The sequence below is a fragment of the Pseudomonas sp. EB271-G4-1 genome (assembly GCF_058791355.1).
Genome location: NZ_JBYTEO010000105.1, coordinates 1 through 13732 on the forward strand (window position 1 = coordinate 1; position 13732 = coordinate 13732).

General features: G+C 60.0%; 11 protein-coding genes. 5 read left to right on the forward strand and 6 right to left on the reverse strand.

Going from position 1 to position 13732, the window contains the following annotated elements; translation table 11 throughout:
* Positions 1-247: 247 nt before the first annotated feature.
* A complete protein-coding gene (locus AC3WWR_RS29680) occupies positions 248-520 on the reverse strand; it encodes a DUF1652 domain-containing protein (RefSeq protein WP_033043601.1) in 273 nt (90 codons plus the stop codon).
* Between the two features lie 260 nt (positions 521-780).
* Here AC3WWR_RS29680 and AC3WWR_RS29685 point away from each other — a divergent pair, with 260 nt between their 5' ends.
* Positions 781-1596 (forward strand): helix-turn-helix domain-containing protein, encoded by an 816-nt coding sequence (locus tag AC3WWR_RS29685; RefSeq protein ID WP_432668162.1) that lies wholly within the window; start codon positions 781-783, stop codon positions 1594-1596.
* A gap of 50 nt (positions 1597-1646) precedes the next feature.
* A complete protein-coding gene (locus AC3WWR_RS29690) occupies positions 1647-3053 on the forward strand; it encodes an NAD(P)/FAD-dependent oxidoreductase (protein WP_492599292.1) in 1407 nt (468 codons plus the stop codon).
* 26 nt (positions 3054-3079) lie between these two features.
* Here the strand turns inward: AC3WWR_RS29690 and AC3WWR_RS29695 are convergent, their stop codons facing one another.
* Positions 3080-3739, reverse strand: coding sequence for an MliC family protein (locus AC3WWR_RS29695; RefSeq protein WP_454866000.1), 660 nt, complete (start codon positions 3737-3739; stop codon positions 3080-3082).
* Positions 3740-3835: 96 nt separating this feature from the next.
* Positions 3836-4060 carry a YgdI/YgdR family lipoprotein gene (locus AC3WWR_RS29700; RefSeq protein WP_020800116.1) on the reverse strand — a complete coding sequence of 75 codons (225 nt, stop codon included), beginning with the start codon at positions 4058-4060 and terminating at the stop codon, positions 3836-3838.
* Between the two features lie 196 nt (positions 4061-4256).
* Between AC3WWR_RS29700 and AC3WWR_RS29705 the strand changes: the two genes are divergently transcribed.
* The 3 genes from AC3WWR_RS29705 to AC3WWR_RS29715 are packed head-to-tail and all read left to right on the forward strand — an operon-like array spanning position 4257 to position 10148.
* Positions 4257-5924, forward strand: a complete 1668-nt coding sequence (locus AC3WWR_RS29705) for a VRR-NUC domain-containing protein (RefSeq protein ID WP_492599293.1) — start codon at positions 4257-4259, stop codon at positions 5922-5924.
* A complete protein-coding gene (locus AC3WWR_RS29710) occupies positions 5921-8233 on the forward strand; it encodes an ATP-dependent DNA helicase (RefSeq protein WP_168758185.1) in 2313 nt (770 codons plus the stop codon). Before AC3WWR_RS29705 ends, AC3WWR_RS29710 begins: the two co-directional genes overlap by 4 nt.
* A gap of 7 nt (positions 8234-8240) precedes the next feature.
* A complete protein-coding gene (locus AC3WWR_RS29715) occupies positions 8241-10148 on the forward strand; it encodes a hybrid sensor histidine kinase/response regulator (protein ID WP_033043597.1) in 1908 nt (635 codons plus the stop codon).
* A 147-nt stretch (positions 10149-10295) separates the two neighbouring features.
* Here AC3WWR_RS29715 and AC3WWR_RS29720 read toward each other — a convergent pair whose 3' ends face one another.
* The 3 genes from AC3WWR_RS29720 to AC3WWR_RS29730 form a co-directional block, all read right to left on the reverse strand.
* Positions 10296-10772 (reverse strand): PA2171 family ribosome-binding persister protein, encoded by a 477-nt coding sequence (locus AC3WWR_RS29720; protein ID WP_020800112.1) that lies wholly within the window; start codon positions 10770-10772, stop codon positions 10296-10298.
* A 203-nt stretch (positions 10773-10975) separates the two neighbouring features.
* Positions 10976-12325, reverse strand: a complete 1350-nt coding sequence (locus AC3WWR_RS29725; RefSeq protein ID WP_454865999.1) for a cation:proton antiporter — start codon at positions 12323-12325, stop codon at positions 10976-10978.
* A gap of 126 nt (positions 12326-12451) precedes the next feature.
* Positions 12452-13309 carry an SDR family oxidoreductase gene (locus AC3WWR_RS29730; protein ID WP_033044554.1) on the reverse strand — a complete coding sequence of 286 codons (858 nt, stop codon included), beginning with the start codon at positions 13307-13309 and terminating at the stop codon, positions 12452-12454.
* Positions 13310-13732 lie beyond the last annotated feature (423 nt).

The window sequence follows — 13732 nt, forward strand, 5'->3', positions numbered from 1 at the left end:
GTGGGAATGCCGCCAGGGACGCTCCGCGTTCCACTGACGACGCATGACATGAGCCGTGCGCAATGGTGACGCGGAGCATCACAGGATGCATTCCCACGCAGAGCGTGGGAACGATCAATCAGGTACAGCCGGCAAGTCGGATCGCCACACCGCTGGCTACAAGGTGTACGCGTCCCCTCTACATCCTTTATCCCGTAAAAAACACAAAGCCCACAATATCGTGGGCTTTTGGATGGAAGTCCGGCCGTCAGGCATAACTCCTGAGGGCCACCGGAGGAATGAACGCTTCGAGCTCATCCTCCACGGCTTCGATTATTCGTTCGACGTCGGCGGCGTTCATCACCGTCGAGCAGGGGATACCGGCGATGGCGATCATGGTCTCGCCACTGGCTCGATCAAACAAACGGGCGATCATGCTGCCCGGGGCGTCCATGCTGGCCTCGAAACCCATGGGATGGAAATGCCAGCGCATCAGCTGGCAGGCGTTTGGAAAAGTGACCTTGCTGAACCCTTTATTCATGTGTTGCCCGCCTTCTTCATCGAGCGCTTCCATTAGCTCAGGTTAGGTGGGAGGAGCCTTCATTGGCTCAACCATTGACAGACTTTAAAAGTAGCAGTTGCATGTGAAAAAAATGTGTATTTTTCAGGTCGTTTGGCAATTGCTGCGCTTTTTTTGATGCAGGTCACGTGCGTGATCGTTTGCGCAATGGCCCGCCCGCATTTGCAATTGAAGGTGCGGGCCGATTTGGGCAAGCTCGGTACTTTTTGACGAGACCTTTCATGTACGCCGAGGATGATGGCCCGCTGCAAACCCAGGCCACGGGCGAGACGGTCATGCTTTACCACTTGCGCTGGAAACACCGCGATCTGGACGGGGTCATGGCGTTGTATCACCCCGATGTCCGATACAGTGATTTCTTCCAGAACCGGGTGATGGGGCTGGCCCAGTTGCGTGACTATGTGCAAAGCAGCATGCCCCGTGAGCCGGATGAGGCGCTGGAGCACTCGGACCGCATCCGCTTGGACGGCAACACTGCTTTCATCCAGTACCGCATCACTTTGCGTGGTGGTGAGGGGCTGGTGTCGTTTCGCGCCAGTGAAGCAATCACCGTGAAGGACGGGCTGATCTGGCGGGTCAACGAATATGCTTCGCTGGTCCATGAACAGCCCTGCGGCGAAAACACCGGCAGCCAGCGCCCGGCGGTCAGTCGACTGGGACTGTCGGTGCGGCAGTTGAGCTTCATGGCCGACGACCTGCAGCAGTACTTTCAACGCCAGCAGCCTTATCTCGACCCGCGGCTCGACCTGCAACGGGTGGCACAGGCGTGTGGCTACAGTCGCAACCAGATTTCCTATCTTCTCAACCAGGTGCTGGGGCAGAGCTTCTATCGCTACGTCAACCAGGCCCGCCTGCAGCACCTGCTCAACGCGCTGGACAGTTCCACCCCCCCGGTGCGTATCGATGCCTTGGCGTTTGCCGCCGGGTTCAATTCACTGTCGGCGTTCTATAGCTGTTTCCGCCAGCACACCGGCCTGTCGCCCAAGGCCTACGTCAGGCAAATGTCCTTGCGTGCACGCGCGCAAGACAGCGCCTGAGCCCGTGCACTAGGATCAACGCCATCGAAGTCTGAGTGGCGGAGTCTTGAATGCCGGCGTGGCGCACTATCAGTTTGTGGATGGACCAACTCGACGAGCCTTTGCTGGCGCGTGCGGCGCTGGAACAGGATCTGGATGTCGATGTCGCGATTATCGGCGCGGGGTACACCGGGCTCTGGACCGCCTACTACCTGAAGCGACAGGCTCCTGGCCTGAATATTGTCATCATAGAAGCGCAAACAGCCGGTTTCGGTGCCTCGGGGCGTAACGGCGGGTGGTTGATGGGCAATCTGCTGGGCGAAGACCGGCTGCTCGCTTCGTTGTCACCCGAGCAACGTCGTGCCTCTTACGATTTGCTCCACGACATCCCTGATGAGGTGAAACGCGTCATCGAACGTGAAGGCATCGATTGCGATTATCGTAAAGGCGGCGCCCTCTATTGTGCCGCTCGCTACCCCGAGCAGGAGGCCACACTGCGCCAGTACCTGGACAAACTGTACGGCCAGGGTCTCAACGAAAACGACTACCGCTGGCTGAGCCCGGAGCAGATGGCGCAGCAAATTTGCCTGGCCAAGCCTTATGGCGCTATTTATGCGCCACATGTCGCGACCCTCCATCCGGCCAAGCTGGTCCGGGGACTGGCACGCGCGGTCGAGCGCATGGGCGTGCGGATCTACGAGAACAGCCCGGTGAATCATTGGCAGTCCGGCAGCGTTCGCACTGCCCAGGCGACGGTGCGCAGCCGCTGGGTGGTACCGGCTGTCGAAGGCTATTCGGTGACCTTGCCGCCCTTGGGACGTTATCAGTTGCCGGTGCAAAGCCTGATCGTGGCCACCGAACCGCTGTCGGCCGCCACCTGGGACGAGATTGGGCTGAGTCATGGCCAGGCCTTCAGCGAAAACAGTCGCCAGGTGACCTATGGCCAACGAACGGCAGATAACCGACTGATCTTTGGCGCGCGCGGGGGCTATCAGTTTGCCGGCAAGCTGCGCCATGACTTTGACCTGACGCGTAGCGAAATCGAGTTGCGGCGCTATCTGTTCGGCGAACTGTTTCCACAGCTTCGCAATGTGCAGATCACCCATGGCTGGGGCGGCAACCTGGGCATGTCACGGCACTTCAAGCCCCATATGCTCTGTGACCAGGCCAGCGGTATTGCCTTGTCCGGCGGTTATGGCGGGGAGGGGGTCGGTGCCAGCAACCTGGGTGGCAGGACCCTTGCCGACCTGATCCTGCAACGCGACACCGAGCGGGTTCGCCAACCGTGGGTAATTGCCAAGGGCGGACTGCACGCGCTCAAGGCCTGGGAGCCCGAACCTTGGCGCTGGCTCGGCTACAACGCGATCATTCGCAGCTTCGTCCACGAAGACCAGACTCTGGCCAACCCGACCAGCGCGCCATGGCGGCGCAGGCTCGCCAGCGGGGTCGCGGGGTTCATGGAAGGCTTGATGCACTGAACAGTGTTGCCTTCGATGATCCGTGATCAACTCACAGGTTCAACCGTGCACCTCATTTCACCTGCGCCCGGCATCCGCAACAGGGCATCGTTGCCGTTTTGCCAGAAGCTTTGGCTGCCCCTGTTGTCCTTGCCCTGGTACAGGGCTCCGGACGAACTCGGCACCTGTTCCAGCGTGGTCGAGGTATTGGCCCATTTCAGGTAAACCACTGCCGGTTCGACAGTGAAGAACGTGGCGGCCACCAGCGCGCCAAGCCCGGCGCAGCGAAAGGCCTGCGGACCTTCGGTGAGCCTGCTGGGGTCCTTGGTCCTGGCAATGGCCGAGCCTTGGCGCAGTTGGTGCGCACGCTCGGCATAGTGGCTCACCGTGCATGCCTTGGGATCGGCTTCGGTCGCGCATTGATCGCGGGCGAGCAGCCAGAAGCGCTGGTCGATCTCGACTTTGTCGGGTCGCGGCACCGAATGCTCATCGGTGAGCGCCAGGCGATACAGGCGCGTCAGCTCGATATCCATCTGCGCCAGTCGAGCGTCGCGACAGATAAGTTTTTCAACGGCCCCCCGGGCCGTGGCGCAGTCGAAGCTGGTATTGAAGGATCGAGCAGGTGTCGCGGCATTTGCACAAAGACTCATTGAAAACCAAGCGGCGACCGCGAGGAGGGGAGTCAGAAGTGGCGTGACCATTTTCATTTCGACACCATCATTCGGTCGCACTGGGTCTAACGCAGTGTAAGGCAGTGCTCGAAACCTGCCACACAGGGGGCGCAGGCAACACGATTCGCGGGCTCAGTCTTCCTGGCGAATCGTGGCCACGTCATCGGCCTTGACTTTGACCTTGGCTCCGGAAATATCCTCGAACTCGAAGAAACCGTCCTTGGTCTTGGTTTTTGGCATGTCCTTGGTCAGATACTGGGTGCCGTTCTGCAGGGTGACCACCGTGGGCGTCGAGCAGCCGGCCAGGGCGATGAAGGCCGCTACCGCCATGGGAAACGCCAGAGTCTTGATGTTCATAATCACCTCTCATTGTTAAAAAAAACCAGTGTGGCTGTCGCAAGCGAATGCCGTTCCTTGGCGGTTGGTGCGATGCAACAGCAGAAAGTTCTATGCCCAAGGCAAAAATCCCTTAAAGCGCCTCCGCTTATCCTTTTCCATTTGCATGGGGTAGGGCGTTGCTGGTATCTGTATGCATAACCAGTGCTTGTTAATCGTGGCTCCTTTTCCCGTGACTGCAAATCCTCTCGACGACCCGTTCTACTACCTCAACAACTTCATGCAAGTGCTTGATTGGCTTGAGCAACGTTATGCCGACGTGTTGAGCGTCGAAGAGCACCGCTTTATTCATGACTTCAATGGTTTGCCCCGCGAGGCCCAGGCGCTGCTGGTCAGGCTGGTCATGCGCAAGGGCGTGCATTTTCGCGTCAGCAAATTGCATTACGTCGAGATCGGCGATATCGCCAGCGCAGCCCGGCCGTTGCTCGAATTGGGCTGGCTCGACGAGCACCAGCCGTTGTCGGTCGAGGCGTTATTTGAAGTGTTGCTCAAGGCGGAAATTCTTCAATGCCTGGGCAGTGCCATTACTCAACCCAAGGGTAAAAAGACCGACTGGCTACCGGCTCTGTGCGAGCAGTTTCCTCACGAGCAATCCTTTAAGGATTGGTGTCCGGCGCTGGGTGACCGCTTGTTCAGCCTGACCATCATGGGCCTGTGCGATCGCCTGCGCTTGATGTTTTTTGGCAATCTTTACCAGGATTGGTCTGAATTCGTCTTGGCGGACCTTGGGGTCTTCACCTATGAAAAAGTCGAGTTTTGCGCCGATTCCCGAGGCTTGCGCAGCCGCGAGGACGTCGATGCCTGCCTGTTCCTTTACCAGTGCCAGCAGCTTTTCGAGGCCGGTGAGTCGGTGGCCGCCATTGTCACTCAGATCAACGGCCTGGCACTGGGCAATCCCTGGCTGCAGAGGCGTCGTGACAAGCTCTTATTCCAGATGGGCCAGGCGTGCGAGCGCGCCGGTGATTTCTGCGCCGCGTTGACCCTGTACCGGGACTGCGTGTATCCCGGCGCGCGCTTGCGCATGATCCGTGTGCTGGAACGCTGCGGTGAGTACCCACTGGCCCTTGACCTGGCGTGCCAGGCCGAACAAGCACCGCAAAACGCCGCGGAACAGCAACACCTGCTGCGTGTCCTGCCCAGGTTGCGTCGCAAGCTGGGCGGGCCGGCGGTCAAGCGTCCGGCCCCACGACAGATGGAACGCCTGGAGCTGCAACTGAGCAGGACCGACCCGATGTTGTCAGTGGAGGACTACGTGCAGGCGCACCTGGGCGAAGACTCGGCACCGGTTCATTACGTCGAAAACAGCCTGGTCAACTCGCTGTTCGGGTTGCTGTGCTGGCCGGCGATATTCGCCCCGCTGCCGGGGGCGTTTTTCCATCCGTTCCAACGTGGTCCGGTGGACCTGCTGAGCGAAGACTTCCATAGCCGCCGCGCCGAATTGTTCCAGGCCTGCCTCGACGAACTCGACGACGGTCGATACCTTGAGACCATCCGCCTGCGCTATGCCCAAAAGTGGGGTGTGCAGTCGCCATTCGTGTTCTGGGGCGCACTCAACGAGCCGTTGCTGGAGCAGGCGCTGGACTGCTTGCCCGCCGAACACCTCAAGCACTGGTTCAACCGGTTGTTACTGGACATCAAGGCCAATCGGGCGGGCATGCCCGACCTGATCCAGTTCTGGCCGCAGGAAAAAACCTACCGCATGATCGAAGTCAAGGGGCCCGGGGATCGCCTGCAGGATAACCAGCTGCGCTGGCTGGAGTTCTGTCATGAGCACCGGATGCCGATTGCCGTGTGTTATGTGCAATGGGCGGAGCAGGGCGCTTGAGCTACAGCATCGCGGTGCGGGCGTTATGTGAGTTCACCGCCAAGGTCGGGGACCTCGACTTGCGCTTCACTCCCTCGCCGACCGCCCTGGAAGGCATCGTCGGGCACCGTACGGTAGCGTCACGGCGCAGTGACGACTACCAGAGTGAAGTCGCCCTCGAAGGTGCGTATCAGGGCCTGACGGTCAAGGGCAGAGCGGATGGCTATGATCCCTCGCAAAATTGCCTCGAAGAGATCAAGACCTACCGTGGTGACTTGAGCAAGCAACCGGCCAACCACCGGCAATTGCATTGGGCACAGGCCAAGGTCTATGGCTGGCTGATGTGCCGCAAACTGAACCTGGCGCAGATCAACCTGGCGCTGGTGTATTTCGATATCGTCAGCGAAAGGGAAACTTGTCTGCTCGAGGCGTTCAGCGCCGCCGAGCTCGGGCAGTTCTTCGAACACCATTGCGGCCTGTTCCTGCACTGGGCCGAACAGGAAACAGCCCATCGCCAAAGGCGTGACCTTGCGGCCCGACAGCTGGCGTTTCCCCATGCCGAGTTTCGCCCCGGGCAGCGTCACCTCGCCGAATCGGTGTTCAAGGCGGTCAGCACCGGGCGTTGCCTGATGGCCCAGGCACCCACGGGGATTGGCAAGACCATCGGCACCCTGTTCCCGCTGCTCAAGGCCCTGGCGCCGCAGCAACTGGACAAGCTGTACTTTCTCACGGCGAAAACCCCGGGACGCAAGCTGGCCCTGGACGCCGCGCAGGTGATCCTCGACTGCAGCGATGCACCGCCTTTGCGGATTCTGGAAATGATCGCCCGGGACAAGGCCTGTGAACATCCGGACAAGGCCTGTCACGGTGAATCCTGTCCGTTGGCCCAGGGCTTCTACGATCGATTGCCGGCGGCACGCCAGGCCGCCAGCGAGCTGGGCCTTTTGAACCAGAGCGCATTGCGCCAGGTCGCTTTGGAGCATGAGGTGTGCCCGTATTACCTGAGCCAGGAAATGGCGCGCTGGGCCGATGTGGTCGTTGCCGATTACAACTATTACTTCGATTTCAGTGCGCTGCTGTTCGGCCTGGCCCAGGCCAACAACTGGAAAGTCGCGGTACTGGTCGACGAAGCCCACAACCTGGTGGAACGTGGTCGTCAGATGTACAGCGCGAGCCTCGACCAATCGACCCTCGACGGAGTTCGGAAAACCGCTCCCGAGGTGTTGAAAAAAAGCCTGCAGCGAGTCAACCGCGAATGGAACGCCTTGCATAACCAGCAGTCTGCTGCTTATCAGGCCTATGACAAGCCACCGGAAAAACTGCTCCAGGCCTTGTCGTCGTGCAGCGCCAGCATCGGCGATTACCTTAACGATCATCCGCAGGGACTGGACAGTGCATTGCAAAGCTTTTACTTCGAGGTACTGCAGTTCTGTCGGGTGGCCGAACTTTTTGACCAGCAGTACCTGTTCGACATCAGCAAACGCGACCTCGACCGCAAGCGCAACCTCTCGCAACTGTGTCTGCGCAACGTTGTGCCCGCGGGCTTCATCGGGCCGCGCCTGAGCGCTGCCCGCAGCACCGCCCTGTTCTCTGCGACCCTCAGCCCTCGCCACTATTACGCCGACTTGCTGGGTACGCCGGCGAATACCGTGTGCATCGACGTCGAGTCGCCTTTTCATGCCGATCAGCTACATGTACAGATCATCAACCAGATCTCCACGCGTTTCGTTCATCGCCAGGCATCCCTGGCGCCGATCGTCGAACTGATCGCCCGGCAGTTCATGCGGCGCCCCGGCAATTACCTGGCGTTCTTCAGCAGTTTCGATTACCTGCAGCAAGTGGCGCAGTTGCTCGCCGAGCGTTATCCCGGGATCAATCTATGGTCACAGTCACGGGGCATGGCGGAGGCGCAACGCCAGGCGTTCCTCGACCGGTTCACCGCCGAAGGCCAGGGCGTGGGCTTTGCGGTGTTGGGCGGGGCGTTTGGCGAAGGCATCGATTTGCCGGGTGCACGCTTGATTGGCGCGTTCATCGCCACCCTGGGGTTGGCGCAGCTCAACCCGGTCAACGAGCAACTCAAGCAGCGCATGGCGGCCATGTTCGGTGCGGGCTACGACTACACCTACCTGTATCCCGGCGTGCAAAAAGTGGTGCAGGCCGCTGGCAGAGTGATTCGTACACAGCAGGACCAAGGCGTGGTGATGTTGATCGATGACCGGTTTGGCGACAACAAGGTCAGGCAACTGCTGCCGCGCTGGTGGTCAATTGCTTCGGCGGCTGTTCAAATGGACGGTTTATCGCATACTGCTGAGTTACAGCACCCGATGTGAGGGATCAATGAGCGAAGATCGAATCCAGGCCAGGGTCATTGAGGACAGGCGCTTGCGCCTGCTGATCGATGCGGTGGTTGACTACGCGATCTACATGATTGACCCCGATGGCATCATTACCAGCTGGAACGCAGGGGCCCGGCGGTTCAAGGGCTATGAGGAGGCCGAGATTCTCGGCCAGCATTTTTCGCGCTTCTACACCGATGAAGATCGTCGTGCCGGCTTGCCTCAGCGGGCGCTGGACACGGCCATTCGCGAGGGCCGATTCGAAGGTGAAGGCTGGCGTGTGCGCAAGGACGGCACGCATTTCTGGTCCCACGTGGTGATCGATCCGATTTACGACCCGTCGGGCACGCTGCTGGGATTTGCCAAGATTACCCGTGACCTGACCGACCGCAAGATGGCCGAAGAGACCCTCAAGCAAAGCGAGCAACAGTTTCGCTTACTGGTGCAAAGCGTCACGGACTACGCCATCTACATGCTGGCCCCGGATGGTCGCGTGACCAACTGGAACCTGGGAGCCCAACGGATCAAGGGCTATTTGCCCGAAGAAGTAATTGGCCAGCACTTTTCGATGTTCTACACCCCTGAAGACAAGGCGAGCGGCTTACCCGGCCGGGCATTGGAGATTGCCACGCGTGAGGGGCGCTTCGAGAACAAGGGATGGCGAGTGCGCAAGGACGGCACAAGGTTCCTGGCTCACGTCGTGGTTGACCCGATCTGGGGAGACACCGGTACGTTGCTAGGCTTTGCCAAGATCACCCGCGACATCACCGAAGCGACCCAGGCGCAGCAGGCACTTGAACAAACCCGCGAAGCGCTGTTCCAGGCGCAAAAGATGCAAGCCATCGGCCAGCTCAGTGGGGGGATTGCCCACGACTTCAATAATCTGCTCACAGTCATTCTTGGCAATCTGGAAATCGTGCGCAAACGCCTGGCGGACGACCCGAAAATCGTCCGGTTGCTCGACAACGCCACCCAGGGTGCATTGCGCGGCGTGTCCTTGACCCAGCGCATGCTGGCTTTTGCCAGGAAGCAAGAGCTCAAATCCGAACCTGTGGAACTTCCCGCCCTGGTGCAGGGCATCAGCGGACTGCTGCGCAGTTCCCTGGGACCGTCGGTGGCACTGGAAACCCGTTTTCCAGAGCGGATCGAGCCGGTCCTGGCCGATATCAACCAGCTCGAATTGGCGATGCTGAACCTGGCCACCAACGCCCGCGATGCTATGCCCGACGGCGGAAAAATCGTCATCAGCGCCCGCGTTGAAACTATCTCTGATCCGTTACGGGCGGGGCGTTATGTGTGCCTGAGCATCACCGACACCGGCGACGGGATGGATGAAGCAACGCTGGCCTCGGCAATGGATCCGTTCTTCACCACCAAAGGGCTGGGCAAGGGGACTGGACTGGGGCTGTCGATGGTCCATGGCTTCATCGAACAACTGGGCGGTCGATTCATTCTCAAGAGTCAGAAAAACCAGGGCACGACTGCAGAACTGTGGTTGCCCGTGGCCTCGGAAGACTCGATAGCGGCCCCCCTTGCCGAGGAGCCGGCAACGCCGGAAGTCCCTCGCTTGTGCATCCTGGTGGTGGACGACGACAGCCTGGTGTTGACCAGCACTTGCCTGTTGCTGGAAGACCTCGGTCACCAGGTGATCACCGCAACGTCGGGCGCTCAGGGACTGGAGGTGTTCGAAAACAATATGGGCATCGATCTCGTCATTACCGATATGGCGATGCCTCAGATGAGTGGCGCGCAATTGGCGCAAGCCATCCGCGAGCGCAACCCCGACATGCCGATCATCCTGGCCACTGGATATGCCGAGCGCCTGGAAGGGTTTGCAGCCAGGTTGCCGCGCTTGTCCAAGCCGTTTACCCAGTTGAACCTGGTGGAAATTATCGCCTCAGCCATGTAGGAGCGAGCATGTCGAATCGTCGCACCGTCGCGATGGTCGTCAACGATGACGCTGGTCACCTGACACCCCTCGGAGCTCTCAAGTTCATCGCGAGCATGCTCGCTCCTACAGGTTTTTCACTCGCCGTCGTTATTGTGCACCTGGATCTCAGGCCGCCATATGCGAGGCGTCGAGTTCCTTTTTCAGGCGGGCCTTGAGGGTCTCCATTTTTGCCCCCAGTTCATCCAGCGTCGCTTTACCCAGCAGCTTCCTGGCTTGGGGAAACATCGTGGTCTCTTCCTCTTCAATGTGGTGTTCGAGCAGTTCCTTGACCACCTTGACGCGACCGGCGAACTCGGGCGTGGATGGGTCGGTGACTTTCAGGTCCGGCAGCACCAGGGAATCCACCGTACGGTGTTCTTCCTTGGCTTCGTAATACATGATGTCCTGCTCCTTGCCACCGGCTTCCTTGTACGCCGGGTACAGGACGTCTTCTTCAAGACGGGTATGAATCGAAATTTCCATTTCCAGCTTTGCAAGCAGATCGGCGCGTTTTTTCAGGCCGCGCTCGGTGGACTCACTCAGTTGGCTGAGGATGCCTTTTACGCGTTCATGGTCGGCTTTCAACAGGTCTATGGCATTCATGGTCGGGTTTCTCCAGATTGAGGGCAGCTCGCACGGTTAATTCCGCAGGACACTCATCGTTGTGGAGCATTTGTCGTGCCGCTTTGATGTCTCAGGTAAACGCCTGAAATTCAATGGGTTACAAGCGCTAATGGCCATTAGGGGTCATGCAGGCTGCATGAAGCCGGGATTTGGCTCATGCACTTCGCCACAGCCGTGAGCGATCAAGCAGATGGGGGCTTTTGCCGCTCATAGTGGGCGAGAAGCGGCTGGGTGCTGATGCCGTGAATCAGAATGCTCAGTGCGACCACCGAGAGCGTGAGGTCGGTGCACAAGGTGGCCATCGTCGGTGCGAGGTTGTGATTCAAGGCGTAGAACAGGTAGTAAAAACTACCGATGCCGCGAATCCCGAACCAGCCGATCAACAGCCGTTGCTTGCCGTCAAGCAACGTTCCCCAAGGCACCAGCGCGACAATCAGCGGCCGGATCACGCAGAATAGCACCAGGGCAACCGTCAGTGCGCGCCAGTCCCAGTGACCCACCAGCACGACCCCGAGCAACGTCACCAGGAACACCTCCATGGCCCGTTCGACCAGGCTGCCGAAGGACAGCATGTCGCCGATCATGATCCCGGCCGCCACCTGCGCTTCCTCAAGGTTCGCCACATCGCCATGCACGGCGGCATCGGGCTCGACGTTCTGATGACCCACCACTGGCTGCACCAGATGCTCGGCGGGCGTCTGGGAGTACCCCATCGACTTGACCTCGGCCCGACGCAGCCCCAGGCCTGCCGCGAACACCGACAGGAAACCGTAGCCATGGACCGACTCTGCCGCGACGTACGCCAGGGCGATAAGGGCAAAGGTCAGGTAGTCGTTGGGGGACAGAGTGCTGTCTGCATTTCTGATGCGCATGGACAATGTGAGGCGCCCGATCACGCGCCCCATGCCATAGCCGACCAGCAAGCCCGCAGGCACCGCCCATAGCAGGCGCTTGAGCGCCCAGTCATCGAGCCAGGCGGTGGATGCGCCGCTGCCTTGCTCGATAAACAGCAAGCCCAGGATCACGAAGGGAAACGCAACGCCATCATTGAGCCCGGCCTCACCGGACAGGCCGAAGCGCACCGCGTCGACGTCCTTGGCATCGTTGACCTGCACCAGCGAGGCCAGTACCGGATCGGTGGGCGCCAAGATCGCACCGATCAGCAGCGACGGTCCCCATGGCAAGGCGAAGGCATAATGCAGCAATAGGCAAACACCGATAATGGTCAGGACCATGACTGGCCCGGCCAGCCCGAAAGCTACGCGCCACCTTCGGTCTCTCAGGGGCAGGCGCAGCTTGAGGCCACAGACGAACAACGAAAAGAGCACCGCGACTTCCGTCAGGTGCTCCATCCAGAACGCGGCGTCCTTGATGTCCAGCCTCAGCCAGCCCAGCCCCGCCGGCCCGATGCCCACCCCCAACGCCAGGCACACGGCCGAGGTGGTCACCGGCATCCAGCGCAGATAGGACGAGGTCAGTGCCAGCGTCAGCAGCACGGCACCCAGCACCGCAACCCAGGCAATGAAACTCATGGCCCGTGTTTGACGAAAGGTGCGGACATGACGACCTCCAGATATGGAAAGGCCCGTCACCCAGGCCTGTGAACTGTTGAGCATTGAAACAGTGGCCCGGTTCCATTTTTCAGGGGCATCGCGTTATCACAGGATCGGCTTGCCCCCGGTCACCCCAAAACGCTGGCCGGTGATGTAGCTGCCTTCGTCCGAGGCCAGTAGCACATAGATCGGCGCCACTTCCACCGGCTGGCCCGGACGGCCAAGCGGGGTGTTGGCGCCGAAGTTCTGTACCGTTTCCTCTGGCATGGTCGAGACGATCAGCGGCGTCCAGATCGGTCCCGGCGCCACGCTGTTGACCCGGATATTCTTCGGTCCGAGCATTTGCGCCAGGCCGGCGGTGAAATTGGCGATCGCGCCCTTGGTCGTGGCATACGCCAGCAGGGTGGGGTTGGGCATGTCGGAGTTGACCGAGCTGGTGTTGATAATCGAACTGCCGGGCTGCATGTGCTTGAGGGCCGCCTGGCAGATCCTGAAAATGGCGGTGATGTTGACGTCGAAGGTCATCACCCATTCTTCGTCAGGGATGTCCTCGAGGTTTTCGTGGGTCATCTGGAACGCCGCGTTGTTGACCAGGATGTCGATGCGGCCGAAGCGCTCGACCGTTTTCTCCACCAATGCCCGGCAATGCACCTTGTGCGCCAGGTCGCCGGGCAGCAGCAGGCATTGGCGGCCAGCCTGTTCAACCCAGCGCGCGGTTTCCTGCGCATCTTCCTGCTCATCAAGATAGGCCACGGCCACGTCGGCACCTTCACGGGCGAAGGCAATGGCCACGGCGCGGCCTATGCCGCTATCACCCCCGGTAATCAGGGCAATCTTGCCGGTCAGTCGACCCGAACCCTTGTAGCTCTGCTCGCCGCAATCGGGGTACGGGTCCATTTTGCGCTGGGAGCCGGGGACGGGTTGGTGTTGTTTGGGGAAGGGTGGTTTTGGGTAGTCGTTCATCGTTGATCTCCGGGTTAAAGGTTGGGCGGTCAAAGGGTTGACCTTGGCCTTTTGGGTGGAGTTCGGTTGGATGAAGAACCATTGGAATCGTTGTTTGTTGATAGAGTACTTATTCGTTGCTGCGGTAACGGCCGCTTAGGGTTTCGCTTTTACTGTAGGAGCCAGGCTTGCCGGCGAAGGCGTCCTGGCGGCCAATGGGGGGGGACTGAGTACATATCCATTCCTGCGGTAACGGCCACTTAGGGTTTCGCTTTACTGTAGGAGCCATGCTTGTCGGCGAAGGCGTCCTGGCGGCCAATGGGTGGGGGCTGAGTACATATCCATTCCTGCGGTAACGGCTACTTAGGGTTTCGCTTTTACAGCGAGTCACTTGGAAGAGCCCCAAGTAACCAAGGGCTCTTGCCCCTGGCGTTCGGTGCCTCG

What these genes read in the sequence shown, in the direction of transcription:
- AC3WWR_RS29680 (WP_033043601.1), bottom strand. Translation starts at nt 520, where the DNA reads ATGAATAAAGGGTTCAGCAAGGTCACTTTTCCAAACGCCTGCCAGCTG.
- AC3WWR_RS29685 (WP_432668162.1), top strand. Translation starts at nt 781, where the DNA reads ATGTACGCCGAGGATGATGGCCCGCTGCAAACCCAGGCCACGGGCGAG.
- AC3WWR_RS29690 (WP_492599292.1), top strand. Translation starts at nt 1,647, where the DNA reads ATGCCGGCGTGGCGCACTATCAGTTTGTGGATGGACCAACTCGACGAG.
- AC3WWR_RS29695 (WP_454866000.1), bottom strand. Translation starts at nt 3,739, where the DNA reads ATGAAAATGGTCACGCCACTTCTGACTCCCCTCCTCGCGGTCGCCGCT.
- AC3WWR_RS29700 (WP_020800116.1), bottom strand. Translation starts at nt 4,060, where the DNA reads ATGAACATCAAGACTCTGGCGTTTCCCATGGCGGTAGCGGCCTTCATC.
- AC3WWR_RS29715 (WP_033043597.1), top strand. Translation starts at nt 8,241, where the DNA reads ATGAGCGAAGATCGAATCCAGGCCAGGGTCATTGAGGACAGGCGCTTG.
- AC3WWR_RS29720 (WP_020800112.1), bottom strand. Translation starts at nt 10,772, where the DNA reads ATGAATGCCATAGACCTGTTGAAAGCCGACCATGAACGCGTAAAAGGC.
- AC3WWR_RS29725 (WP_454865999.1), bottom strand. Translation starts at nt 12,325, where the DNA reads ATGAGTTTCATTGCCTGGGTTGCGGTGCTGGGTGCCGTGCTGCTGACG.
- AC3WWR_RS29730 (WP_033044554.1), bottom strand. Translation starts at nt 13,309, where the DNA reads ATGAACGACTACCCAAAACCACCCTTCCCCAAACAACACCAACCCGTC.